This is a genomic window from Streptomyces regalis (assembly GCF_001509475.1).
Lineage (GTDB): Bacteria > Actinomycetota > Actinomycetes > Streptomycetales > Streptomycetaceae > Streptomyces > Streptomyces regalis.
Map to the genome: position 1 here is coordinate 1 of NZ_LLZG01000153.1, position 23,391 is coordinate 23,391.

At 69.4% G+C, this 23,391-nt stretch carries 22 protein-coding genes and 1 pseudogene; 8 read left to right on the top strand and 15 right to left on the bottom strand.

Features of this window, described 5'->3' with window-relative positions; translation table 11 throughout:
- Nucleotides 1-96: 96 nt before the first annotated feature.
- The 5 genes and pseudogenes from ADL12_RS58495 to ADL12_RS19820 form a co-directional block, all read right to left on the bottom strand.
- Nucleotides 97-262 (bottom strand): annotated as a pseudogene (locus ADL12_RS58495) (IS701 family transposase); the annotation flags it as partial.
- A 430-nt stretch (nt 263-692) separates the two neighbouring features.
- Nucleotides 693-995 (bottom strand): anti-sigma factor family protein, encoded by a 303-nt coding sequence (locus tag ADL12_RS19805; protein WP_107119966.1) that lies wholly within the window; start codon nt 993-995, stop codon nt 693-695.
- Nucleotides 996-1,525: 530 nt separating this feature from the next.
- Entirely contained in the window at nt 1,526-2,227 is a 702-nt protein-coding gene (locus tag ADL12_RS19810) for a haloacid dehalogenase type II (protein WP_062704060.1), read from the bottom strand.
- Nucleotides 2,228-2,320: 93 nt separating this feature from the next.
- On the bottom strand, nt 2,321-2,632 hold the full coding sequence (locus ADL12_RS19815) for an anti-sigma factor family protein (protein ID WP_107119967.1): 312 nt from the start codon (nt 2,630-2,632) through the stop codon (nt 2,321-2,323).
- 2 nt (nt 2,633-2,634) lie between these two features.
- Nucleotides 2,635-3,195 (bottom strand): sigma-70 family RNA polymerase sigma factor, encoded by a 561-nt coding sequence (locus ADL12_RS19820; RefSeq protein ID WP_244187958.1) that lies wholly within the window; start codon nt 3,193-3,195, stop codon nt 2,635-2,637.
- A 128-nt stretch (nt 3,196-3,323) separates the two neighbouring features.
- On the opposite strand from ADL12_RS19820, the gene ADL12_RS19825 reads away from it, so the two are divergent.
- The 3 genes from ADL12_RS19825 to ADL12_RS19835 all read left to right on the top strand — a co-directional run bounded on the left by ADL12_RS19825 (nt 3,324) and on the right by ADL12_RS19835 (nt 5,416).
- Nucleotides 3,324-3,743: a DoxX family membrane protein gene (locus ADL12_RS19825; protein ID WP_062704007.1), complete on the top strand. Its 420-nt coding sequence runs from the start codon at nt 3,324-3,326 to the stop codon at nt 3,741-3,743.
- Nucleotides 3,744-3,908: 165 nt separating this feature from the next.
- Complete coding sequence (locus ADL12_RS19830; RefSeq protein WP_062704008.1) at nt 3,909-4,490, top strand: redoxin family protein; 582 nt, start codon at nt 3,909-3,911, stop codon at nt 4,488-4,490.
- Nucleotides 4,487-5,416 (top strand): cytochrome c biogenesis CcdA family protein, encoded by a 930-nt coding sequence (locus tag ADL12_RS19835; protein WP_063806694.1) that lies wholly within the window; start codon nt 4,487-4,489, stop codon nt 5,414-5,416. The genes ADL12_RS19830 and ADL12_RS19835 overlap by 4 nt, the downstream gene beginning before the upstream one ends.
- Nucleotides 5,417-5,505: 89 nt before the next feature.
- On the opposite strand, the gene ADL12_RS19840 is transcribed toward ADL12_RS19835, so the two are convergent.
- From ADL12_RS19840 to ADL12_RS19880, 9 genes are all read right to left on the bottom strand, one after another.
- The gene (locus ADL12_RS19840; RefSeq protein WP_062704009.1) at nt 5,506-6,261 is read right to left on the bottom strand and encodes a hypothetical protein; all 756 of its coding nucleotides are present in this window, start codon (nt 6,259-6,261) and stop codon (nt 5,506-5,508) included.
- Entirely contained in the window at nt 6,258-7,259 is a 1,002-nt protein-coding gene (locus ADL12_RS19845; RefSeq protein WP_062704010.1) for a DUF3179 domain-containing protein, read from the bottom strand. The genes ADL12_RS19840 and ADL12_RS19845 overlap by 4 nt, the downstream gene beginning before the upstream one ends.
- Before the next feature lie 176 nt (nt 7,260-7,435).
- On the bottom strand, nt 7,436-8,137 hold the full coding sequence (locus ADL12_RS19850; RefSeq protein ID WP_062704011.1) for a response regulator: 702 nt from the start codon (nt 8,135-8,137) through the stop codon (nt 7,436-7,438).
- Nucleotides 8,134-10,044 carry a PAS domain S-box protein gene (locus ADL12_RS19855; protein WP_062704012.1) on the bottom strand — a complete coding sequence of 637 codons (1,911 nt, stop codon included), beginning with the start codon at nt 10,042-10,044 and terminating at the stop codon, nt 8,134-8,136. The genes ADL12_RS19850 and ADL12_RS19855 overlap by 4 nt, the downstream gene beginning before the upstream one ends.
- Nucleotides 10,041-10,478, bottom strand: coding sequence for a hypothetical protein (locus ADL12_RS19860; RefSeq protein WP_062704013.1), 438 nt, complete (start codon nt 10,476-10,478; stop codon nt 10,041-10,043). Before ADL12_RS19860 ends, ADL12_RS19855 begins: the two co-directional genes overlap by 4 nt.
- A gap of 73 nt (nt 10,479-10,551) precedes the next feature.
- On the bottom strand, nt 10,552-12,003 hold the full coding sequence (locus ADL12_RS19865) for a hypothetical protein (RefSeq protein ID WP_062704014.1): 1,452 nt from the start codon (nt 12,001-12,003) through the stop codon (nt 10,552-10,554).
- A gap of 24 nt (nt 12,004-12,027) precedes the next feature.
- The gene (locus tag ADL12_RS19870) at nt 12,028-13,695 is read right to left on the bottom strand and encodes an ArnT family glycosyltransferase (protein ID WP_244187959.1); all 1,668 of its coding nucleotides are present in this window, start codon (nt 13,693-13,695) and stop codon (nt 12,028-12,030) included.
- A 28-nt stretch (nt 13,696-13,723) separates the two neighbouring features.
- Nucleotides 13,724-15,019 carry a glycosyltransferase gene (locus tag ADL12_RS19875; protein ID WP_244187960.1) on the bottom strand — a complete coding sequence of 432 codons (1,296 nt, stop codon included), beginning with the start codon at nt 15,017-15,019 and terminating at the stop codon, nt 13,724-13,726.
- A complete protein-coding gene (locus ADL12_RS19880; protein ID WP_062704016.1) occupies nt 15,016-15,426 on the bottom strand; it encodes a GtrA family protein in 411 nt (136 codons plus the stop codon). The genes ADL12_RS19875 and ADL12_RS19880 overlap by 4 nt, the downstream gene beginning before the upstream one ends.
- A gap of 506 nt (nt 15,427-15,932) precedes the next feature.
- Here ADL12_RS19880 and ADL12_RS19885 point away from each other — a divergent pair.
- The 4 genes from ADL12_RS19885 (at nt 15,933) to ADL12_RS19900 (ending at nt 19,986) form a co-directional block, all read left to right on the top strand.
- Complete coding sequence (locus ADL12_RS19885; RefSeq protein ID WP_244187961.1) at nt 15,933-17,060, top strand: S8 family serine peptidase; 1,128 nt, start codon at nt 15,933-15,935, stop codon at nt 17,058-17,060.
- Nucleotides 17,061-17,146: 86 nt separating this feature from the next.
- The gene (locus ADL12_RS19890; protein WP_244187962.1) at nt 17,147-18,136 is read left to right on the top strand and encodes a glycoside hydrolase family 6 protein; all 990 of its coding nucleotides are present in this window, start codon (nt 17,147-17,149) and stop codon (nt 18,134-18,136) included.
- A 207-nt stretch (nt 18,137-18,343) separates the two neighbouring features.
- Nucleotides 18,344-18,697 carry a response regulator transcription factor gene (locus ADL12_RS19895; RefSeq protein WP_062704018.1) on the top strand — a complete coding sequence of 118 codons (354 nt, stop codon included), beginning with the start codon at nt 18,344-18,346 and terminating at the stop codon, nt 18,695-18,697.
- Between the two features lie 179 nt (nt 18,698-18,876).
- Entirely contained in the window at nt 18,877-19,986 is a 1,110-nt protein-coding gene (locus ADL12_RS19900; RefSeq protein WP_244187963.1) for a glycoside hydrolase family 5 protein, read from the top strand.
- A gap of 59 nt (nt 19,987-20,045) precedes the next feature.
- Here ADL12_RS19900 and ADL12_RS19905 read toward each other — a convergent pair whose 3' ends face one another.
- Nucleotides 20,046-22,043 (bottom strand): glycoside hydrolase family 15 protein, encoded by a 1,998-nt coding sequence (locus ADL12_RS19905; RefSeq protein ID WP_341846364.1) that lies wholly within the window; start codon nt 22,041-22,043, stop codon nt 20,046-20,048.
- Between the two features lie 445 nt (nt 22,044-22,488).
- Between ADL12_RS19905 and ADL12_RS19910 the strand changes: the two genes are divergently transcribed.
- Nucleotides 22,489-23,367, top strand: coding sequence for a polyprenyl synthetase family protein (locus ADL12_RS19910; RefSeq protein WP_244187974.1), 879 nt, complete (start codon nt 22,489-22,491; stop codon nt 23,365-23,367).
- Nucleotides 23,368-23,391: the final 24 nt, after the last annotated feature.

The following is a 23,391-nucleotide window of genomic DNA, read 5'->3' on the forward strand; positions in this document are numbered from 1 at the left end:
TCACGCCGATCCCCGGATCGCCCGCCCGCACATTGGAACAGCTACACGCCCGAACAACTGCGGAATCCCGTCCCTGACAGTTATTGAAATACGGGCCCCCGCGGTGCCGGAGTACTGCCGCTGGACGCCCCCCGTGCGCGTGCCCCCGCTCGGCGATGGTCCAGCAGTTCTTGCGCGGCAGGTCCGACAGCAGCCCGCGCGCCAACTGCCGGACACGACGACGGGGTTCGACCCGCGCGAACCGTCCCGATATCCGGTCCATCAGGCCCTCGAATGCCTCCTCCCAGCGGGCAGGGTCTACGCTGTGACCTGCAGCCGCCGCATGATCGTTTGCCTTCACACGCCGATGGTCAACGGTGGCCGCATCCTTGCCCGAACAGGCCCCCCACCAGCAAGATCACGATCTATCGCCGGGGCCCCGCCAGCCGTCCCGGATCAACGCGGTGTGCCGATGCCGCCCCTCCTACCAGCCTGCTCGTCGGCATCCGTCAGGGTGGCTCTGCGGGTGCGCTCCGTTTACGGACTCCCCATCCGGGGAGTCGACAATCAGGGTGGAACGTATCGAGCACCGCGAGTGGAGTCCATGCCGTGGCCGGGACGCACGACTCGAGTCACCCTCCCGGATCACCGCCGTACGCCGTGGAAGCGAAACAGCGCGCAGCTCCCTTCTCCCGGTATCTGGCAAGTGGCGCTCAGCCGCCGGATATGCGAGCGCCCCCGTCACCCGGGCCGGTGTGCAGCAGGGACTCGCCGAACCCGCGCAGTCGCTCCACTGCCCGAGCGTCGGGCCGCTCCCGCCGGGCCAGCGACTTCTTGATCTCGCGGTACAGGTCAGCCTCCATGCCACAGTCGCGACAGTCGTCCAGGTGTGCGACCACCCGGCGGGCGGTGACCTCGTCCGTCTCCCCGTCCAGATACGCCTGCAGGACACGAACCGCCTCGGCGCAGCCCATCCTCCGCTGCGCCAGGTCCCGCCGTCTCGGCCACACCCTCATCGTCCACCTCGCCTCGGTCTCGGACCGACCGTCGCTTCGAGGTCGTCGCCCCCTGAGCGCGGCTACGAGGTCCGCGCGCCCGAACGGTGAGCGTTCGGTCCCCGCTCACCACGGAACCGCCCCGTGCGCCGGGCAATCGGCGCCCCCGCTCACCGCCCGACAGGGGCGCGGACGTCCACTAACGGCCCTTCCGCATGCAGGAAACCCGCTGACGGCCTGTCCACATTCCCTTTGGCCCCTCCCGAACGGCACAACCCGGCTCCGGGCGGTGGCCACGCGAGTGGCGTCGGCGCGGGCCCGTCTTGTCTGGTGACGCTCGAACCCGTACGCCGACCCCGTCTGCAGCACTTCGGCCACACCGTCAGCGACATCGACGTCCCACGGGTGCACGCCGCGGTGCCGCCCGACGGCGCGGGCCAGCTCCGTCAGGAGTGCTGTGCCCACCGCCCATGTCGCGGCGGCGGTGGCAGAGATGGCAGGGCGCACGCCTCCCTGCGCCGCATCCCCCGCGAGTCACCCCGCAGGTGTTCTCATGCCTTGTCCGCGGTCAGGATGTCGGCGAGCTCCCGCAGGTCCCGCACGCTGTAGGTCGGCCGGGACATCGCCTGCGGGTGGACGACCGCGTCGCGGCGCAGCCAGGCGCCGCCCAGACCCGCCCGCAGGGCACCGTCGACGTCCCACGGGTGCACGGCGACCAGCAGAGCACGTTCGGGCGGCACTGTGGCGTACTCGACGACGTACCGGTAGGGGGCCGGGGCGGGCTTCCAGCACTGCGGCCCGCCGACGTCCAGCAGCGCCTCGAAGGACTCCAGCAGGTCCGCCTTGGCGAGCAGCTGCTCGGTCAGTCGGGCGCTGCCGTTGGTCATGGTCATCAGCCGGAACCCGGCCACGCTCAGCTTCCGTACGCCGTCCGGGACATCGGGGTGCACGTCGAGCAGGCCGAATCCGTCCATGACGTGCCGGACCGCGCCCTCGACATCGCCGGTCCACTCGCCCGCCCGGGACGACAGCACGGCCCGCAGCCCGTCCCGGGCGATGGACGCGAAGTCCGCGTACGCGCCCGCGGCGGTCAGCGCGAACCCGTCGCGCAGCACCCCGGCGAACCAGGTGGGCATCAGCTCCGCCGGAGCGCCCACATCCTCGAAGCGGTCCCGCAGCGGTGTGAGGTCGCTGAGTGTCTCGTTCACATCGAAGACCAGGACCAAGGGGTCCTCGCGGCGGTCGTCGGACATGATCTCCTCATCCCACCTGCTCTCGCCGTCCTCACAGTCGGCCAAGCGTGCACGTCCGGAAAGGCGGCCGACAGCCGGAACGCCACGTTCCGATCAGGGGATCGGGTCGAATCCCTGTCGGGTGCGCCCCTCCTCCCCGTTCTCACCGCTGTGCAGCAGTCCCTCGGCGAAGCCGCGCAGCCGCTCGACCGCTTCGGCATCCGGCTCCGACCGGCGGGTGAGCGCGTCCTTGATCTTCCGATAGGTCTCGACTTCCAGTCCGCAGCGGCGGCAGTCCTCAAGATGGGCCGCCACCCGGCGGGCCGTGACCTCGTCGGTCTCCCCGTCCAGGTACGCCTGTAGGACCCGGGCCACCTGCATGCAGTTCATCCTGCGCTCGGCCGGCTGTCGTCGCTTCGACCACATGCTCACCGCTCACCTCGTCCCGGCACCAGTCCGGCCGCCGCCAGCCGGACGCGGATGCGCCTGCGCGCCCGGCGCAGGCGACTCGTCACGGTCGCCTCGCGCATGCCCAGCAAGCCGGCCGCCTCCGCGTACGACAGACCGTCGATGTCCACGAGCCTGACCACCTGCCGGTATCTGACCGGCAGAGCCGCCAGCGCGCTGTCGACGACCTCGTGGAACGCCGGTCCGACCACGAGCGATTCCCCGGGGCGCCCAAGGGAGCCCACCAACGCCCGGACAGGGCCGCCGCCCCGTCCGTCCGGCAGTTGTGTTCCGCCGTCGCGAGGCCGGTCGGTGCGCGCCTGGTGCATCAGGGTCAGCAGCCAGGCCCTCGGCTGCTGACCGTCGAAGCGGTCACACATCGGGTACGCCCGCAGCAGGGTGTCCCGCACCCACTGCTCGGCCTCGCCCGGCCGCGCGGTCAACGTCGTCGCCACCCGTAGCAGCATCTCCACCTCAGGCAGCACGCACTGGGCGAACTTCTTGTCCCGCTCCGTGTGTGCGTGCGGCAGCCGTTCCTCCACGATGACGGAAACCCTTCGCTCCTGAGCCCGCATTCCATTCCCGCACGGACCGCGGCGGACATGATCGAAGAGTACCCTTTTGTACAGGTGGTCTCTGCTTCAGCAGCATTCCACTCCCGGAGGTCATCATGGACGTCCTGGTGCTCATCGGCCGCATTCTCTTCGCGGCGCTCTTCCTCGGCTCAGCCTTCGGCCACCTCAAGCAGACCAAGACAATGGCGGACTACGCCGCGTCCAGAGGCGCACCGTCCTCCGTCCCAGTGATCCGCGGAGGCGGGCTGTTGCTCCTCATCGGCGGACTGAGCGTCCTGCTCGGCATCTGGGCCGACCTCGGCGCCCTGCTGCTGGCCGTGTTCCTGATCCCGACGGCACTGCTGATGCACGCGTTCTGGAAGGAGAGCGACGCCCAGGCCCGGCAGCTGGAAATGGTCCAGTTCCTCAAGGACATGGCCCTTGCCGGAGCCTCGCTGATGCTGCTCGCTCTCATCTCGCACGCCGGTGGAGACCTCGGGCTGACGATCACCGGTCCGGCGTTCGACATCGGCTGACGCGGCGTTCGTCGGAGTGCGCGTCCACCTTGAGACAGTCTGTCCGTCTTGGGACGACCTATCTGCGCCGACCGGGGAACGAGGGAAGTTCCGTGCCCGATACCGGGTTTCCGTCGTGCCGTTCACCGCACCGTTCGGACTTCACGCCTTCCCCGGAGGAATTCGATGCGCCTTCTTCGTTCCCGGACGATCACGACCGCCGCCGCGTTGGCAGCTGTGGCCCTCGCCGCACTGACGGCGGGCTGCGGCACCAAAGAGACCGCCGGGGGTACCGGTGCCAAGACGTCCAAGACGTCCAAGACGTCCAAGGCGGACGCGGGCGGCGCGGCGGCGAAGGTGCCGACCCAGCTGAAGTTCAAGGCGACCACCGTGGACGGCAAGTCGTTCGAGGGCACCTCGCTGGCCGGCAAGGACGCGGTGCTGTGGTTCTGGGCCCCTTGGTGCACGGTGTGCCGAGGCGAGGCTCCGACCATCGCCAAGGCCGCCGAGAAGTGGGGCGACAAGGTCACCTTCGTCGGGATGCCGGGCCTCGGCGACACCTCGGACATGAAGCAGTTCGTCGCCGACACCGGACTCGACGGCATGCGGCACGCCATCGACGCCGACGGTTCGCTGTGGGGCCGGTTCGGGGTCGTCGCCCAGCCCGCGGTCGCGTTCGTCAACGACGACGGAAAGATCCAGGTCTCCCCCGGGGCCGTGAGCGCGGACCAGTTCGACGCCGAGGTCGAGCGGCTGATCCAGCAGTGACCGGCATCCCCTACGCACTCGCGCTCACCGCGGGCATGCTGGCCGCGGTCAACCCCTGCGGCTTCGCGCTCCTGCCCGCCTACCTGACCATATTCGTCTCCGGCGGCGACCGGACCGGCAGGCGGGACGCGGTGACCCGGGCACTGATCGCCACGGCTGCCATGACGGGCGGCTTCGCTGCGGTCTTCGGCACCTTCGCGCTCGTCGTCTCCCCGCTCGCCCTCACTGTCGAGCGGTGGCTGCCCTGGGCGACCGTCGTCATCGGTCTGATCCTGCTCGCCCTGGGCGTCTGGTTGCTCACGGGTCGTGAACTGCAGGTGCGGCTGCCGAAGGTACACACGACCAGCCGCCCGGCGGACTCGGCTCTCTCCATGGGCCTGTACGGCATTTCATACGCCGTCGCCTCGCTGTCCTGCACCATCGGCCCTTTCCTGGCCCTCACCACCACGGCCTTCCGGGGCAGCAGCGTGCCGGGCGTGGTCGGCGTCTTCCTCGCCTACGCCGCCGGGATGGGGGCCGTGGTCGGCGTGCTGACCCTGACCGTCGCCCTGTCCCGGCAGGCCGCCGTGGCCCGGGTCCGCGCGGTCCTGCCGTACGTCACGCGTCTCTCGGGAGCGCTGTTGCTGATCGCCGGGGCGTACGTGGCGTACTACGGCTGGTACGAGCTCAGGCTGCTGGGCGGCGGCGCGGCGGACGACCCGGTGGTCTCCACAGTCACCCAGTGGCAGGGCACCGTGACCCGATGGCTGAACGACCTGGGGCCGGTGCCGATCGTGGCGGCCCTCGCAGTGCTCGTGACCGCCGGGTGGGCCGCCCGGGCCCTGTGGAACCGCCGGGCTGCCCCGGAACTGCAGCCCTCCCGGGCTGACCTTCACCGTCCGCTCGGCGATGGTGCCCCGAACGGGGCGCGCGACGGAGTCACCTGACGCATAGATCCCGTCGGGTGTGGCGGTGCGGCCCACGCAGGGCTTCACAGCCGTACCGTCCGGCGATCGGAACCCTCGGTGATCCGTCATCACCCGCCTTCTGGGCAGCGTTGGGCCACCTGGGGCTGAATGAACTCGACGCGGGCGGCAACCCGTAACGTCCGGGCGGGCTGAGCATGGTCCGGTGGATCGTCCGCGGCTCCGTTCTGCTTGGCCGGGGGGTCGAGCTTCCTGGCGCCCCATACGACGGAGACAGTGAGCAGCACCAGGCTGAGTGGATAGAACACCGGGCGCAGGGGCACCACAAAGGGCAGTACTGCGGCGGCCGTGCCGGTGCCCAGGGCCAGCAAGAATGCCGGGACGCAGCAGGCGAAGCCGAGCAGGAAGGCGGGCAGGACGCCGAGCAGCCGGGTCAGGCCTCGGGCGCGCGGCGCACGGCATACCGTCTCGTCGCGGGCGGCCGGCGCGACGGCGATGTTGGCGGCGGCGAGCCCGGCCACGACCGCGCCGAGCAGCACGTTGACCGGGCTGAGGAACAGAGCCATGTATGGCGTCCGCAGGACCAGAACCGGCTCGAAAAGGTACGGAGCACGCGTGCTGAACACCCGGTCCCACTCGGTCTGCGCGAAGGGCATGCCGGCCCAGCGGCCCGATGGCGAGAAGACGAGGTCGCCGATGGCTGTCAGGTACAGGACCAGCAGTACGGCCCCCGTGACCAGCGCGATCCGGCGCCGCCGCCGTACGGACAGCGCCCGGCGGAGGCGGGAAGGGGTCGCCGCCACGGCGTGGGCGGCCCGGTCCCATGCGTCGCCCACTCTGGACAGGACGGCCACCACCCGGTTCATGACAGCACCTGGGTATCGGGGTGGAACGCGTACCAGGCGAACCACATCGCGTCGAACGCCTCGGTTCCGCCCTCGGCGCCGGCGAGGTGAGCGGCGCCCAGCGTTCGGTTCCAGCGCACGGTCATTGGTGCGCCGCCGAGCTCGGCACGGACAGCCCCCTCGCGCTCGATGCGCTTCTTGGCGACAGCCAGGTGGCGCTGTCCTCTCCGTACGCCCACCACGACGTCCTTGTCCGCGAACCGCCTCGACCGGTCGCGGGCCAGCACGGGAAAGATCGGGCCGCCTTCGACGTAGTAGCCGCTGTCGCGGGTGTAGGAGCCGTACGGGTCGCTGCCGTAGTCGCGCAGGTGGCCGGTGTCGGTGGACAGCACCTTGGTGCTGGGGCGGGCCGTGCGCCAGGTCTTCCAGGTGGTCCACACCAACGGCGTGGTCGCGAGCCGCTGACCCTTGCGCTTGCCGGTGATGGCGGTCCCGGTGATCTGCGGCCAGGTGGAGTCGGTCTGACGGTCGTACATCAGCAGGTTGGAATTGACGAGGTTGCCGGTGGTGCCGAAGGTCAGCCCAGCCCCGTCGGGCGGGCCGGTGAAGGCGATCGCGGTCCCTGTGAGCGGGCAGTAGGTGACGGTGAGCGGCCTGCCGCCCACCCGGTCGTTGACGATCTCGTGCCAGACCAGCACCAGCTGCGGGTAGGCACGGGGCCGTTCCCCGCCTTGTCCCTCCAGGCCGAACACCGGCTGGTCGTCGGAGAGGAAGCGTGGTGCGTCGTCGGCGTCGACGAAGCGCGGTTTGTCGATGGCGGGGATGCCGTCCTTGCCGGGGCCGCCGGGCACCACGCCCGCCGCCAGCCGCTCCAGCGAGGTCGGCTCGCCCGGGGACGCGGGCTGCGCTGTCGAGGCCGGTCCGTCGCCCGAGTCGTCAGTCAGCCGGCGCACGCCGTAGAAGCCGCCGCCCGCCACCAGCACCGCCAGACCGCCGATGACCGCGGCCCCCTTGAGCACCTGGCGCCGGTTCGGCTCCGAGGGCGAATTCTCCGGCCCACGAGACGGAGGTGTGTGCGGCTGTTCGTCCATCCCATCCATGACGCACCGTCCCGGATCCAAGGGGTGACGCTCCAGAAACCCGGCTGATGGCGCGATTCCTTCCCTCGCTCGCCACCAAGCCCGACCGCCTGACGTCACGGACCCTCCGGCTCCGGCGCAGATCCGTGTTGCGTGGGGCGGAAGCCCCATTCGGCGGCCTTGGCCACTGCCTCAAGCTGAGATCGGGCCTCCAGTTTCTCGAGGATCCCGCGTACGTGAGTGCGTACGGTGGCGTAGCTGATGGTCAGATGGTCGGCGATGGCGCGGTTGTCGAGTCCTTGGGTCATCAGGGCGAGGATCTCTTGTTCCCGGGCGGTGAGGCTGTTCAGGCGTTCCGTCTGCTGGGCGGAGGCACGGGTGGTCTCGCGGTGGCGGGCGAGGACCTCCATCAGGGTGCGGGCGGGGATGAGGGTCTCGCCCGCGGCCGCGGCCCGGATGGCTGCGGCAATCTCGTCGCCGCCCGCCGACTTGAGCAGGTATCCGCTGGCGCCCGCCTCGACCGCGGCCAGCAGGGCGGCGTCGCTGGTGTCGGCGCTGAGGAAGACGACCACGACGGCGGGGTCGTGGGCGCGGATGCGGGCCGCGGCGTCGGCGCCGGTGCCGTCGGGGAGCCGGTAGTCGATCAGCGCCACCTGCGGGGAGAGCTGCTCCGTCATCGGCACGGCTTCGGCCACGGAGTCCGCCCAGCCGACCACGGTCAGGTCGTCGTACTCGTCGAGCAGGGCCCACAGTCCCTCGGCGACGGCCCGGTGGTCCTCCACGAGCAGCACCTTGGTGAGGTCGGGTGCTCGGTTCATGGCCCGGTGTCCTTCGGCGCGGACGTGCCGTTCTCCTCCGTTCCGGATTCCGTGGACGGCAACGGAGTCTCCTCGATCGGCACCCAGAACTCGACGGTGGTACCGGCTCCCGGCTCGCTCTCCACGCGGCTCCAGCCTCCCGCCATCTGGGCGCGTTCGTGGATGAGGGTGAGGCCGAGGTGGCCGGGGCGGGACTCGACTTCGAGGGGGTCGTAACCGGCGCCGTCGTCGACGATGCGCATCAGGCAGCCGTCGTCAACACCGAGCAGTTGGACGCGGACCATCTTGGCCCGGGAATGCTTTCGTACGTTGATCAGGGCTTCCTGGGCGGTGCGGTAGACCAGCACCATGGTCTCGACGGGCAGGGTGGCCGTCAGGCGTTCCTCGAACTTGTAGTGGATGCCGGTCTCGGCGCGCATGCGATCGAGGAAGGTCTTCAGGGCGGTGGCCAGGCTGCCGTGCTCCAGGGCGGAGGGCCGCAGGTCGAAGATGAGTTGGCGCAAGCGGCTCAGAGAGAGTTTGAGGGTCTCGTCCAGCCGGTCCATCACCTGCACGTCCTTCGGATCCTTCAGCCGTCTGCGGAACTGCTGCAGGCGCAGGCCTGCCGCGGTGATGACCTGGATGGTGTCGTCGTGGATGTCGGCGGCGATGCGCTTGCGCTCCTCCTCCTGGGCATGGATGAGGTGGCTGAGGAGGGCCTGCCGGTCGCGGTCGGTGCCCTCCAGGAGTTCCAGGCTGCGTTCGAGGACGAACTGGGCGCGCTGCACCTCGGTGATGTCCCGGACCGTCAGCACGGCGAACACGCCCTCGGTGGTACGCAACGGACTGACGCTCACGTCCACCGGGAACTGCTTGGAGTCCTGGCGCCGGCCGACCAGTTCCACGCTGTGTCCGGTCGGCTCCTGGCGCGGGTCGGCCCAGTCGCGCAGTGAGACGGTCAGCGGCTGGTCGGGCAGCAGCACCTCGACGAGCGTGCCGAGCAATTGCTCGCTGCTGTATCCGAACAGGGTCTCGGCGCGCGGGCTCGCCTGCCGGATACGTCCCTCGGCGTCCATGACCAGCATCGCGTCCGGTGAGGAGTCGACGAGCTGGCGCAGCCGATCACCGGTCACGCCCCCGCCGCTGAGGTCCATCACGTACACCACGTAACGTGGACGCCCGCCCCGCAGTCGGCCGCCGCCGATCCGGGCGGGGAACTCCGAACCGTCCCGGCGCAACGCCGGCGTGACCGGGGCGATCAACTCTCCGGTGGCCACCCCGGCACCGGGGTGCTCCGGCAGCAGGTCGCGCAGCCGCTTGCCGCGCAGTTCGGTCGCGCTGTAGCCGAACAGGTGGCGGGCGTGGGCGTTGGCGAGTTCGACGCGGTCCTGGGCGCCGGTCACGAGTACGCCGCAGGGTGCCTGTTCGAGCACGTCCAGGCAGGCCTTCTCGTCAATGCGTACGGGCGCGGTTGCCGCCCCGGGCACCGGCGGTCCGGGGGTGCGCCGCAGCGGTTCCAGGCAGGCCCCGGCAAGCTCGGCCGACATGCTGAACTGGCCGCGGGCCGCGCGGGTGATGGCTTCGAGGATCTCTTCCGCGGGCGCGCCCTTGACCAGATAGCCGACGGCCCCGGCGACTAGCACATTCGTCACCGTCTCACGGTCCGCGTACGCGGACAGGGCCAGAACCCTCGTGTCCGGCGCGCGATCACGGAGAGTGCGTACGGTGGTGGGGGCGTCGCCCTTGGGCATCTGGACGTCCAGGACCAGCACCCACGGATGTGTCTGGCCGGCCACCGAGATGGTCTGGGCGTGGTCGACAGCCAGGCCCACCAGTTGGAAGGCCGGGTGCGACTCGACCAGGTCCGCGAGGGCCTCGCGGACCTCGGCGTCGTTGTCGGCCACCATCACCGGGATGCGGTGGTTCATGACCGCCCGCTCCCCCCGAGCACGGCGTCCGGCAGGTGGCGGGGGCCGAGTACGTCGCGCCGGCACACACCCAGGAAGGGCATGACGGCGGCGACCGGGGCGATCAGGACGTCGTAGTGGCCGCCGATCCGGTCGCAGACCGCGATCGCCATCACCGCGTCCCAGACCGCGGCCCAGAAGGCCCAGTCGTGCCTCTGGTGGCTCTGCGCCGTGTCCAGGGCCGCGCGGCGGGCCACCGAGGCCGCAACGTGGATGCGGTAGCGCTCCTCATCGGTGGTGGTGCGCCGGACTTCGGCCCACGCCTCGGCACGGGTCTGGCTGGAGGTCTGCCGCCACAGGCCGGCCACCCGGTCGATCTGCTGCGGCGTCAGGTCCTCGATGTGGGTGAGGAACTGCAGGACCCGTCGGGTGTTGGGCCCGAAGACGACACTCATGGTGCTCTCCTCCTGTGTCTGTCTCCCGTGTTGTCGCTCTGCGGCGCTCGGCCGCTGATCCGGCCCGTCCGGACTACTGCCCCTGGCCCTGCTGTCCTTGGTCCTGTTGTCCCTCCTCCTCGGCGGCGTTGACGGATGCCTTGGCCTCGCCGCCGCTCTTGCTGCCGACGAGCTTGAAGGCCACGCCGCCCTCGTCGGCCTTGGTGATCGGGTACGAACCCGCGGCCTCCGCCTCGCCCTTGGCGTCGACCTGGAACGTCGTGATCTTCTTGGCGTCGCCGTTCGGGCCGCCGGCGTAGAGGGTGACGGTCTCGTTCGCGGCGAAGCCGGTGACGTAGAAGCTCACCGCCGTACCGGCCTTGCCGGAGTAGGTGCTGGGCTCGGCGGTCGGCGTGTAGGGCATCACCTGGAAGCCGGCGCGGACCACTGCCCGGGTCCGGTCGCCGATCGCGGTGAGGTTCTGCTCGCCCTCCAGGCCGAACGGCACGTCGAAGGACACGGATCCGACGTTGCCGTTGGCGTCGGCGGTGGCGGTGAAGGCGGGAACGCCGCTGGCGCTGTTGATGTAGTACAGGACGCGCTCGGCCGGGGCGAACCCGCCGGCGGAGACGGTGATCTGGTGTCCGGCCTTCAAGGCGTACGGCGACGACTTGAGCGTCGGGTACAGGCCCAGGATCTGGAAGGGCGCGGTGGCCGTGGTCTGGCTCTTCTCGCCGACCAGGATCAGCGTGCTGACGCCGGTGGGTGCGACGCCGACCTTGACGTCCGCGCGGCCGATGCCGCCGGATCCGTCGGCGGTCAAGGTGGCGTCCGGCTTGCCGCCGACGCGGCCCCAGAAGACGTCGATCTTCTCCCCGGCCCCGAAGCCGCGGATGTTCAGCGACACCGAGTCCCCGGGCTTGCCCACCATTTTGTTGATCTTCACAGCGCCGACCACACCGCCCGCGACGAGCTGGGCCTCGGCCACATTGTCGGCGTCGCGCTGCTGCGCGACCACAATGGCGCCCTTGCTGACGTTCTCGGGCACGGTGATCTGCGTGTTGATCGACCCGGTCCTGTCGGTCTTCGCCGTGGCGATGCCCTTTCCCTCGTTCTGCTTGGCCGAGGTCTTCAGAAACAGGTCCACGGTGGACTTGGCGTCGAACCCGGCGCCCTCGACGGTCGCCTTGCCGCCGGGTGTGACCAGGCCGGGGTTGACCACGATGATCGGCCCGGACGCCTGGGGGATCTTCTGGTCCCCCAGCTCGACCGTCTTCGGCTTCTGGGCCGGTGTCTCGATCTCCTTGGGTGCGCTCTTCTTGTTCTCGGAGTTGTCGCCGGTGGTGTTCAGCGCGCCGCCGAAACCGCCGCTCCTCGCGATGACCTGTACGAGGGAGCCGACGACCACGAGCGCGATGGCGATCATCAGGAGCTTCTTCCAGGTGAACCGCCGCTTCATTCCTCCGGTTTCTCCGGGAGGGGCCTGTTCGTTTTCCTCGGGGCTCTCAGGTATGTCCTTGTCCCTGTTCTCGGGGTTCTCGGGCATGTCGTTCACCTCCTCGGCCCGGGACTAACCGACCCGGTAGATCTGCAGGTTGATGTCACCCTGACCGGTCTCCCAGACCTTCTTCGCGTTTTTCAGCGCGGTCAGGATCCAGTCCTCACGGCCGTCGCCGTTGTTGCTTTCCATGGACTGACGCATCTTGTTGGACATGACGATGTAGTCGATGTTCCGCCATTTCTTGGCGAAGAGTTTGTCGCGCACGTCGGGGTCGGCCGCGGCATTCCAGTGGGAATGCGCGAACGGGTAGAACGGGGGGACGTCGTGGAGTTCGCTCCACAGGTCGTCGTCCATGATGATCCGCGCGTCCGCCGGGACGTTCCCCCGTATCCAGGCGACCTGCTGCTCCTGCATCCGGGTCAGGTTCAGCTTCGGGTGGTACTGGTCCGCGACCGCCACCCGTCCCTCGTCGTTGACCGTCAGCAGATAGTCGGTCACCGGTACGAACAGGAGGAGAGCCCCGGCCATGGCGGGCACTGCGATCCGCAGCCGGGACGACAGGCGGCCGAGCAGCCGGTCGGTCACCATGCCGATGCTCATTGCGAACAGCACGACCATCGGTGCGATGTAGAAGTCCAGCAGCACGCTGCCGCGGATGAGATAGAAGGCATAGGCAACGGCCATCGTGCCGACCACCAGGAAGCCCAGGTTCCGCTCCCGGTCCCTGAAGCCCCAGTACAGGGCGGCCAGCATGGCGAGCAGACCCAGGAGCAAGAACAGCCCGTCCCTTGGGATCCAGCTGCTGTACAGGAAGCTGCCCGAGCTGAGCAGGGAGCCCTGACTGCGGTTGAGCTGCCACCACAGGGTGTACAACAGCGACACGTGGTCGGCCGGCGGGTTGTTCAGGTCGAAATCGAGGCCCGTGGGCACCAGCTCGTTCTTCAATACGGCGTACAGCAGGTAGGCGCCGACCGGGATCGCCGTCGCGAACGGCCAGAGCGACCGGGTGAACCGGCGCTGGGTGGAGCCCTTCACCCTGCGGTGCAGCAGATACACCAGGGTGGGGACGAAGAAGAGCGCGTTCTCCTTGGTGATCAGTGCGATCCCCAACGCGGTCCCGGCCCCCAGTGCGTGCCGGATTCTCATGTCCCGGCCGAGCAGCAGGTACAGGCTCAGCAGCACCCAGAACATCATGAGATTGTCCAGCAGGACCTGCCGCTGGTAGTAGACGGCGAGCGGCGAGACGTTGTAGAAGAACGCGGCAACGGAGGCGGCCAGGACGCTGCCGGTCAGCCGCCGGACGATCTCGAAGAGCAGGGCCACACTGACCAGGTGGACCAGCAACATCAGGAATCGGCCGGTGTTGACCGCGTTGCCGAACGTCTCGAACTGGTTCGGCAGCGGGAAGGCGAAGCCGGCGAGCTGGATCCAGCCTCCGGGCGCGTGGTCGTAGTCGTAGGTGTACGGCGACAGGCGGGTCTGCCGGACGAGCGACCAGGCCCGCTGCATGTAGATGCCCTCGTCGGTGAGGTACAGCGGGTACTGGAACAGGTGCCAGCCGTGCGTGACCAGCCCCGTGAGCACGGCGGCGCCCAGGGCGATCCGCCCGCGCTGCCCCAGCCGGGGGACCCCGCCCAGAGGGACAACCGGCCGAGGGCTCCGCTCGGTGGGCGCCGGGGCCTGGCCGGCCGGCGTGCGAACCCCGTCGTGGACCACGACCAGCTGGGGCCTCGTCACACCCGGTCCTGTCGCACGCCGTCTCATCTCACGCGGCATGGGAGTTCGCCTCCGATGCCTTGTCCCGGTGGGCGCCGACGTGCTGGGTCTTCTCCCAGTTGGTGCGGCCGGTCAGCTGGCGCCGCATGGCGCGGAGCGCGGCGTAGGCGAGGATCAGCTGGTACGGGTACCAGGCGACGGCCATCCTCAGGACGGCCTTGGGGGTGGCCTTGAGGCCGTGGGCGTCGGTGAACTCGTACAGGCCCACGGCCTGCGTCACGAAGTGCGCCAGGAGCATCAGCACGGGCAACCAGGAGACGAGCGCCACCAGCACCGGCACCCTGAGGAAAAGGATCATGCCTAGGGAGACCAGCAGGTACAGGCCGAGCAGGGCCTGCCCGTGCGGAAACGCCAGCACATAGAAGGCGAGCCAGCGCTGCTTGCGGGTGGGCATCTGCTTCCAGGTGCCCTTGCTCAGGGTCTGCATGAAGCCCTGACTCCAGCGGGTGCGCTGCCGGATGAACTGCCCCAGCGTGGGCGGGGTCTCCTCCTTCGTCACGTAGCGGTCGTCATAGACCACCCGCACCCGCTCCCCCGCGGCAGACACCCTCAGCCCCAGGTCCGCGTCCTCGGTGAGGTTGTGCTCGTCCCAGCCACCCAGGCGCACCAGCAACTCACGCTTGAAGAACACCGTGTTGCCGCCGAGCGGGATGGACCCCTCAAGGGCGTGGTAGTGCAGACGGCTCTTGAACCAGAAGAAGTACTCCAGGACGTTCAGCGCGGAGTACCAGGTGGACTGATAGTTCATCAGCTGCACGCCGGCCTGGACGACGTTGACCTCGTCCTCGATCATCACGGTGTTGACCAGGTCGAAGATCGCGGGGTGGATGTCGTCCTCGGCATCGAAGATGGTCACCACGTCGTGACTCGCGTGCGGCAGGGCCGCGTTGAGGCCGTGGGGCTTGTTGATGGGCTTGTCGTCGAAGACGACGACCTCGACGTTGTGCAGCCCCTCGCGGCCGAGTGCGGCGATCTTCTCCTCGGCCTTGCCGATCGTGCCGGTGTCGTCCGCCGAGCAGATCACGAAGACCTCCAGCAGCTCGGCCGGGTAGTCGGCACGCACCACGCGGTCGATGGTGGTCTGGATGACGTCCTCTTCGTGCCGGGCCGGCAGCAGCACACTGAACGACAGCCGGGGCGCCACGAACTCCTCCGGCGCCTTGGCCTTCGCCTCGGCGTCCGGCTGGTCCCAGGTGTAGAGCATCAGGTACAGGACGTGGGCCGACTGCACCGTGAGCAGGAGGGAGACCAGGACCAGTCCGGTGTGCAGGAGGAGCGTCATCATCGGTTCCTCCCCCACACCCACAGTGCGCTGGAGGCGTAGTTGACCGAGAACGCGGCGCCAATGGCAAGGAGGTTCGCCACCACGAGGTGGACTCCGCCGTGCACCAAAGCCCACAAGGCGAGCACATTGACCGCGAGACCGACGAGCATGGACAGGTTGAACTTCCCGAACCGCCTGAGCGACGGTGCACGCGCCGCGAAGGTCCACCAGTCGTTGAGCAGGTAGTTGTGGACCACAGCGAACTCGACGGCCAGCGCCGAAGCAGCGACCAGCGGCACACCCAGCGGGCGATGAAGGACATACAGAGCCGCCGTGTTCACGACCGTGCCCGCGCCACCGACCACCGCGAACCGCAGGATCCGGTTCGTGAGCAGCCCTGTGGTCCGACCACCCCAGGCCCTGGACATTGCAGGAACGCCTCCGGGCGCCGGCTTCGGGGACGGTACCGCCTCCACTCGTGGCTCGTCGGTGTGCACGGGTACCGTTCGGAAGTGGTGCATCACGGCTCCTCGAAGGCGGGAGAACGCCCCGGCCCCGCCCGGCGGGACCTCACAGACCAGCCTGCACTCGTGAGCAGTCGCAAACATCACATAAACGGGTGACTGGAACCCCCGCCTTCGGGGGAGGCACTGGTCTCCCCCATTTGGGGGAGCCCTCGGGATCAGCCCGAGAATCGGAACGCGCGCTCCCGCTACTCCCCCAAAGAGGGGATCGATCTCTCCCCCATTGGCGGGTGCCACGCCGCTCTCCGGCTGCGGACGATGGAGCGCGCAGGGGTGTTCCGGCCCGGCACTTCCTGGGGCACCGGGCTGGGACGGCCGGGCCGCGGCGCTTCTTTCAGCGGCCCGGCCTCACATCCCACCAGCACCAGAGGTAGGTCCTCGCTATGGCAGGTCGTACGACGTCGGGCCCCATGCTCGCCACACGCGCCGGAGCCGTCGCTGCGGCGCTGGCACTCGCTGTCGTCGCGGCCGGCACGGCCGCCCCGGCTGATTCCGGAGCCCTCCGCGAGTCAGAGTGGGCGCTGACCGCGCTCAAGGCCGAGCAGGCCTGGGAGATCACCAGGGGCGAGGGCGTGACGGTCGCGGTGATCGGCACCGGCGTCGACGCCTCCCACCCCGACCTGGCGGGCCGCGTCGTCAAGAGCAGGGACGTCGACGGCACGCGCGATGAGGGGGGCGGCTCCGCAGCGATCCAGGGCACCCACGCGGCGGGCGTGATCGCCGGAACCGGCCGCAACTTTGACGGCGACGGCCTGTTCGGGCTCGCTCCGAAGGCACGCATACTCCCCTTCAGCGTCTACCGCGACAACACGGCCCTGACCGCTGCGACCGCAAGGTCGATCATGGACGCCGCGCGCCAGGGAGCCGAAGTCATCGACGTCACCGTCGGCTTCCCCCGCCCGAGCGACGACCTCAAGACGGCCATCGAGTTCGCGACCGACCGGGACGCCCTGGTCGTGGCCGGTGCGGGCGACACCGGTGGGACGGGCAACGCGGAGACCTACCCGGCGGCCTATCCAGGTGTCCTCTCGGTCACCGCCATGGACAAGAAGGGCGCGATCTGGCCGGACTCCCACCACGGCAAGGATGTGGACCTGGCCGCGCCAGGCGTCGACATCCTGACCACCGCCAGGAACCGCGACTACTGGACCGGCTCCGGCACCGCGTTCGCGGCGTCCTGGGTAGCGGGCTCGGCCGCGCTGCTGCGCTCCGAACACCCGAAATGGACTGTCAGCCAGGTCACTCGGACACTGACCGAGACGGCCACTCAGCAGGGCAAGGCGGACTGGGATTCGCGGTACGGCCGGGGGGTCGTCGCCCCCGCTGCGGCGCTCTCGCAGCGCGCCGTCCCGTCCGGCTCCGAGGCGGCCGCGCCGCCGAAGGACCAGGCGGCGAACGCCGAGAACCACGCCACCTCCGAGCCCTCCGACGCCGGACCGGCGCTGATCGTTCTGGCCGTGACCACAACGCTCCTCGTCCTGGCTGTCATCGCATGGCTCCTGATCCGACGCAGCGTCACCCCAACGGACAACGACTGACGGCGAGCCGCTTGAGCGGCCCCGTCCCCGAGCGCGCGCGCCCCGAAACACCGGCCCCGGGGCGCGCGCATCCGCGTCCGTGGAGGGTGCGACTGGGGGCTCTGCCGGCCGCTCTCGGCCTCCTCGTGGCCATCTCCACCGCAGTGATCAACGCCCCGTTCCTCCCGGACCCGCGTCCCGGCGCCGCCTCGCCCCCCGCCCTGCCGGGGCCGCGTTTCCCCGCCGCAACCCGCCTCTACACCGCCCCCGACACCCCTGCCGCCCACTGGCTGCGCGAACACCACCGCGACCCCCGGGCAGCGGTCATCCGAGAGCGCATCGCCTCCCGGCCACAGGGGGCCTGGTTCACCGACCCGGATCCCCTGAAGGTGGAGGGCGAGGTGCGCACCGTGGTCGACGCAGCCCGGGCCCGTGGCGCGATGCCGGTCCTGGTCCCGTATGCCGCGCACCGCCGCGACTGCTCCGGGCACAGCACCGGCGGCACGGGGGATCTCGCCGCCTACCGGGACTGGATCGAGGGCTTCGCCCGGGGAATCGGTTCAAGAGACGCACTGGTGGTCCTCGAACCGGACGCGCTCGCGCTCGCCGACTGCCTCAGCTCCCGGGAACGGCGGGATCGGTACGCGGCCCTGTCCTACGCCGGCCGCGTACTGGACCGCCACGCCCCGCGCTCCTCGGTGTACTACGACGCGGGAAATTCCGGCTGGCACCCCGCCCGCACCATGGCCGACCGTCTCCGGCGCGCCGGTGCCACCCGCTACGGAGACGGCATCGCGCTGAACGTCTCGAACTACAACAGAACCCGTGACGAGATCGACTACGGCTACTCGGTGCTCCGGGAGCTGAACAGCACCCGCCTGACCATGGTCATCGACACCAGCCGCAATGGAGCCGGACCCACCCGCGGCCATCGCGCCTGCGATCCACCCGGCCGCCGCCTGGGACAGACCCCGACGACGGACACCGGCGTCCGTGGTGTCGACGCCTACCTGTGGGTGAAACCGCCAGGCCAGGCCGACGGCTGCGCCGCGGCCGCGGGAACCTTCGACGCGCAGTACGCCTACCGGCTCGCCTGATGACGCGACGGAAACCCAGCATCTTCACCTAGCAACACAACAGATATAAGTAACCAATCGGCCGAATTCGGGCTACCTCAATTGAGGTAGCCCGAATTCGGCCGATTGGTGTGCCTGGAATTCGCTCGGTCGTACGGCGATTTGAACACGGCTCCTTTCCTAGCCTCGTGGGCACGGCAGCAAAAAGCCCGAAGGAGCCCATCGCCCATGAAAAAAGTTCTCGTCGTGGAGCCTCATCCGCAGGTACTGGCGGCCCTCGCCGATCTCGTGGAAGAGGAGCCGGGATATGAACTCGCGGGGGCCGTGGCCACCATCTCCGAAGCGATATCGCAGATCAGCGACCTGACACCGGATGTCGTCCTGGTCGATTCGGATACGGCGAACCAGGAATCCCACCTGCTCGGCCACCAGCTCGGCGAACTCCTTCCCATGGCTTTGCTCGTCCTTCTTTCCGCAGCCACCGAGCCGCACAAGGAGTGCCCGGAATCGTCGGCGAAAACACTCCCCATCAGCATTCTCAAGACCGACGCACCCGAATTCCTCAGGAGTCTCAGCACATGAATTCCCCCATGGAAAACCACACCGACCCGACCACGTCTGCGCCTTCCGAGTATTCCGAAACCGCGACCGAGGGGAAGAAGCGAGGCCGCGGTCGGCGCCGGCTGATCCTGGGGGTCGCTGGGGCGGCCGTCGCAGTCGCCGCCGTCGGCGGAACCGTCACCGCGTTTACAGTGGACTCTGTGAGCGGCTCCGAGAACACCGCCGCTTCCGGGGTGCACGGCCCCCTGCACACCAAGGGCGGCGACATCGTGGACGCCGACGGCAAGAAGGTCGTCCTGACCGGCGTCAACTGGTTCGGCCTGGAGACCGGCACCTTCGCGCCGCACGGCCTGTGGGCCCGCAACCTCGATTCCATGGTCGAGCAGATGGTCGACACCGGGTTCAACACGCTCCGGCTGCCGTACTCCAATGAGCTCTTCGACGCCAAGAGCAAGCCCAACGGCATCGACTACAAGAAGAACCCCGACCTCAAGGGCCTGGGCGGCCTGCAGATCATGGACAAGGTCGTCAAGAGCGCCACCGAGCACGGGATGATGGTCATCCTCGACCAGCACCGCCCTGACCAGTACGGCCAAAGTGAGCTCTGGTACACCGACAAGCTCCCCGAGAGCAAGTGGCTGTCCGACTGGAAGATGCTGGCAGAGCGGTACAAGGGCAACGACAAGGTCATCGGGGCCGACCTGCACAACGAACCGCGCGGCCAGGCCACCTGGGGCGACGGCAACCCCAAGACCGACTGGAAGATGGCCGCCGAGAAGGCCGGCAACACCATCCACTCGGTCAACCCGGACTGGCTGGTCTTCGTCGAGGGCAATGACAAGTACAAGGACGAGTCCACCTGGTGGGGCGGCGAGCTGCGGGGCGCCAAGGAGCACCCCGTGAAGCTCAAGGAGGCCGACAAGGTCGTGTACTCCGCGCACGACTACGGGCCCGGTGTGTACAACCAGAACTGGTTCATGGACAAGAGCTTCCCGAACAACATGCCCGCCTTCTGGGACAAGCACTGGGGCTTCCTGAAGAAGGAGAGCACCGCTCCCGTGCTGCTGGGCGAGTTCGGCGGCAGGAAGAGCACAGGCAAGAGCACCGAGGCCGTCTGGCAGCAGAGCCTGATGAAGTACCTGAAGAAGAACGGCATCAGCTACACCTACTGGAGCTGGAACCCCAACTCCGGTGACACCGGCGGCGTCCTCAAGGACGACTGGACGACCGTGGACTCGGGCAAGCAGGCACTGGTCGGCACGTACCAGGACCCGCTGCCGCTCTCGAAGGCGGCGAAGTCCTCGCAGTAGTCCCCCGCACACCCGGGGTATGAGCGGAGAGAGGCCGCGGGCATCGTGCCCGCGGCCTCTCAGCCGTGCGCGGCCGCTTCCGCCCTGCCGATCGCCCAGGCGGCGTTGACCAGGCCGATGTGGCTGAGCGCCTGCGGGAAGTTGCCCAGCAGCTGGCCTCCCACCGGAGCCACTTCCTCCGCCAGCAGCCCGACGTCGTTCGCGCAGGCTGCGGCCCGCTCGAAGACCTCCCGCGCCTCAGCCCCCTCCCCCATCAGGGCGAGTGCGTGCGCGAGCCAGAAGGAGCACATCAGAAACGCTCCCTCCTCGCCCGCCAGGCCGTCATCGACCCGCTGATAGCGGTGGATCAAACCGCTCGGACCGGTCAGCCGCTCCCGTACGGCGGCAACCGTGGCTCGCGCCCGAGGGTCGTCCGGCATGGTGAACCCGGTGATCGGCAGCATCAGTGCCGACGCGTCCAGCAGGTCGGACCCGAAGGCCTGGCTGTAGGCTCCGGCCCGTCGGCTCCAGCCGTGTTCCTCGATCGCCGCACGGATCACCTCGCGGGCCGCCTTCCAGACGGGTACCCGCATGGCGGCGTCGAGCTCGTCGGCCAGACCGATGGCACGGTCGAGCGCCACCCAGCACATGAGCTTGGAGTAGACGAAGTGCTGCGGGCGGCTGCGGACTTCCCAGATACCGTGGTCCGGCTCCGTCCAGTGGTTCGCGGCGGCGTCGGCCAGGCTTATCAGGAACCACCGGCCGTGCTCGTCCAGCCGGTTCAACTGACCCCGCAAGCGATACGCGGCGTCCAACAATTCGCCGTAGACGTCGAGTTGGCGCTGGCGCCAGGCATCGTTGCCGATGCGCACAGGCCGGCTGCCGCCCCACCCCGTCAGATGGTCGAGTGTGCGCTCGGTCAGTTCCCACTCGCCACCGACGCCGAACAGCACCTGCAGTGACTGACCGTCGGCGAGCCCCTCGGCGGAGGCGGTCCGTGCCATCCACGAGAAGAACGCCTCCGCCTCTCCCGGGCAGGCGGCGACCGACAGCGCGTGCAGAGTGAAGGAGGCGTCCCGCACCCAGGAGAAGCGGTAGTCCCAGTTGCGTTCACCGCCCACAGCCTCCGGCAATGACGTCGTGGGCGCCGCCACGACGGCGCCGGTCGGAGCGAACGTCAGTGCCTGGAGGACGCGCCCGCTGAGGTGCACCGCATCCCGCCAGGGTCCCTCGTACCGCTGGTTCAGCGCGGCCCACGAGCGCCAGGCGTCCAGGGTGGTCCGCAACGCCTCGCCGATGCGGTCCTGCGACCACAGTTCTCGACGGCCGCCGATGGGCGCGTACGTCAGGGCGAAGCCCGCCCGCTCACCGGCGCTCAGCGTCAGCTGCCCACGAGCCGTGGTCCGCCCCTCCAGCCGCAGCGGTGAAGACAGCAGCAACGATCCGGAACCGAAGGCGCAGAGCAGCCCTCCCTCGGCCGGCGCCAGCAGTGGCCGGATCACGCCGTAGTCCGGCCGGGGGGCGAACTCCACGGCCATCCTGGCCGATCCCTCCGTGCACTCCACCACACGCAACAGGGTGTGCGGCACCTCGCGGCCGAGGACCCGGCCGGTCGTGTTCGGCCCCACCGCCAGCGCGTCGGTCACCTGAACAACTCCGGTGTCCGTCCGGAACTCGGTACGGAGCACCATCGTCGTGTCCACGTACGCCCGGCGTGCGGTGAAGACGCCGACCGGGCGGATCCACCAGTGCCCGGCCGAACGGTCCAGCAGCCGCGCGAAGACAGAGGCGGAGTCGAAGCGGGGCAGGCACAGCCAGTCCACCGATCCATCACGCGCCACGAGCGCCGCGCCCTGACAGTCCGACAGCAGCGCATAGTCCGCTATCGGCCTCGCCTCCGTGCCCACTGCGGCGGCAGGGAGAGGCGAATGCGTGGGATGTCCGTTTACCACAGGGCTCGGTGAGAGCGCTTGGGGAGCGGGGCCCCTCATCCATCCGGGGATCTTGTTCACGGCATCTCCCTGCACGCGAAGTGACACCGGCCCCAACAAGAAGGAAACACGCTCTATTGGGACCATATTCCCTCATCTGAGCTGGAATGTGAGCATCCGAGCGATGAGCTCCAAACCGGTGGACACCGCGCGAAACGCCTGCAGGTGTGGAATCCGTACTACGTACCGCCGGGTTTCCCACCGGGGCCGTGGCACAGGTCCAGCCCCGGACAAGGAGAAGATCATGGCCCACCGCGGAGGGCGGAGAAGACGCACACTCCGGACCAGTGACCGCCGCACGTCCCCTTCGCTGCCGCACCCACAGCGGCGGCGGTCGACCAGATCAGCAAGAGAGTGATGGTGCAGCGCCGCCTCGCTTCACGCCGCAGTGACCTGCATCGGCCCCTACCGGTTCCGGTCCAGCGGCACGACAACGCCGTATCCCCTGGAACCGACCCGTCCCCCAGTAACACCCACGCACGGCGTGCCGCCGTTCCACGCGGTCATGCACAGGCAGGAGCGTCCAGTGGCCATCACCGACCTCTTCCGTCCGAATCCGCGGGAACGGGACCGGGCCTTGCGGGCCGGCCTCCTGGCCGGTTCAGCGGCCGTGGAGGAGTGTCTGCTGGCCGCCGTCAAGAGCGATGCCCCTTTCATCGCCGACTCCGGCCTGGGACTTCTGGGCACCGCGCAGGCATGGCGACTACGCCCCCTGCTGGTGCTGCTGGCGGCGCGGTTCGGCGACCCGCACGCACCCGGTGTCGTGCCCGCGGCTGCCGCCGTCGAGCTCACGCACCTCGCCACGCTCAGCCACGACAGCGTGCGCGACGCGGAGGCGGCCCGGCTCACCAGGCCGGATCCCGGCGCCCTCACGGACGCCTCGGTCGCCCTCCTGACCGGCGACTTCCTGTTCGCCCGCGCCTCACAGATCCTGGCCGACCTCGGCCCTCACGCCGTCCGCGTCCAAACCGCGGCGTACGAGCGCGTGGTCACCGGCCAGATCCTGAGCCGGACGGGCCCAGCCGAGGGATGTGACCCAGTCGCTCACCACCGCGAGGTGGCCGCCGCGCAGACGGGCTCGCTCACCGGCGTCTCGGGGCGACTGGGCGCCCTGGCGGCGGGCGCGGACGACCGCGCCGGAGAGGCCCTGGCCCGGTACGGCGAACGGCTCGGCACAGCGCTCAGACTCACGCACGACGTACTGGGGCCGGTCGCCGAGGGTCCTCTCCAGGCCGAGGCACCTGGTGGACCGTGTCACCCGCAGGGACATCCGGCGCCGCGACGGGCCCTACGAGACGCTCTGCGCCGGGCGCGTCAGGCGCGGGCCGCGCTCGAGGACCTTCCGGACTGCGCGGCGAGAGATGCCCTGGCCGGGCTGTGCGACGCGGCAGCCACGCGCGCCGGTCGGTGACTCGCCGGACACTCGCCGGAAGGG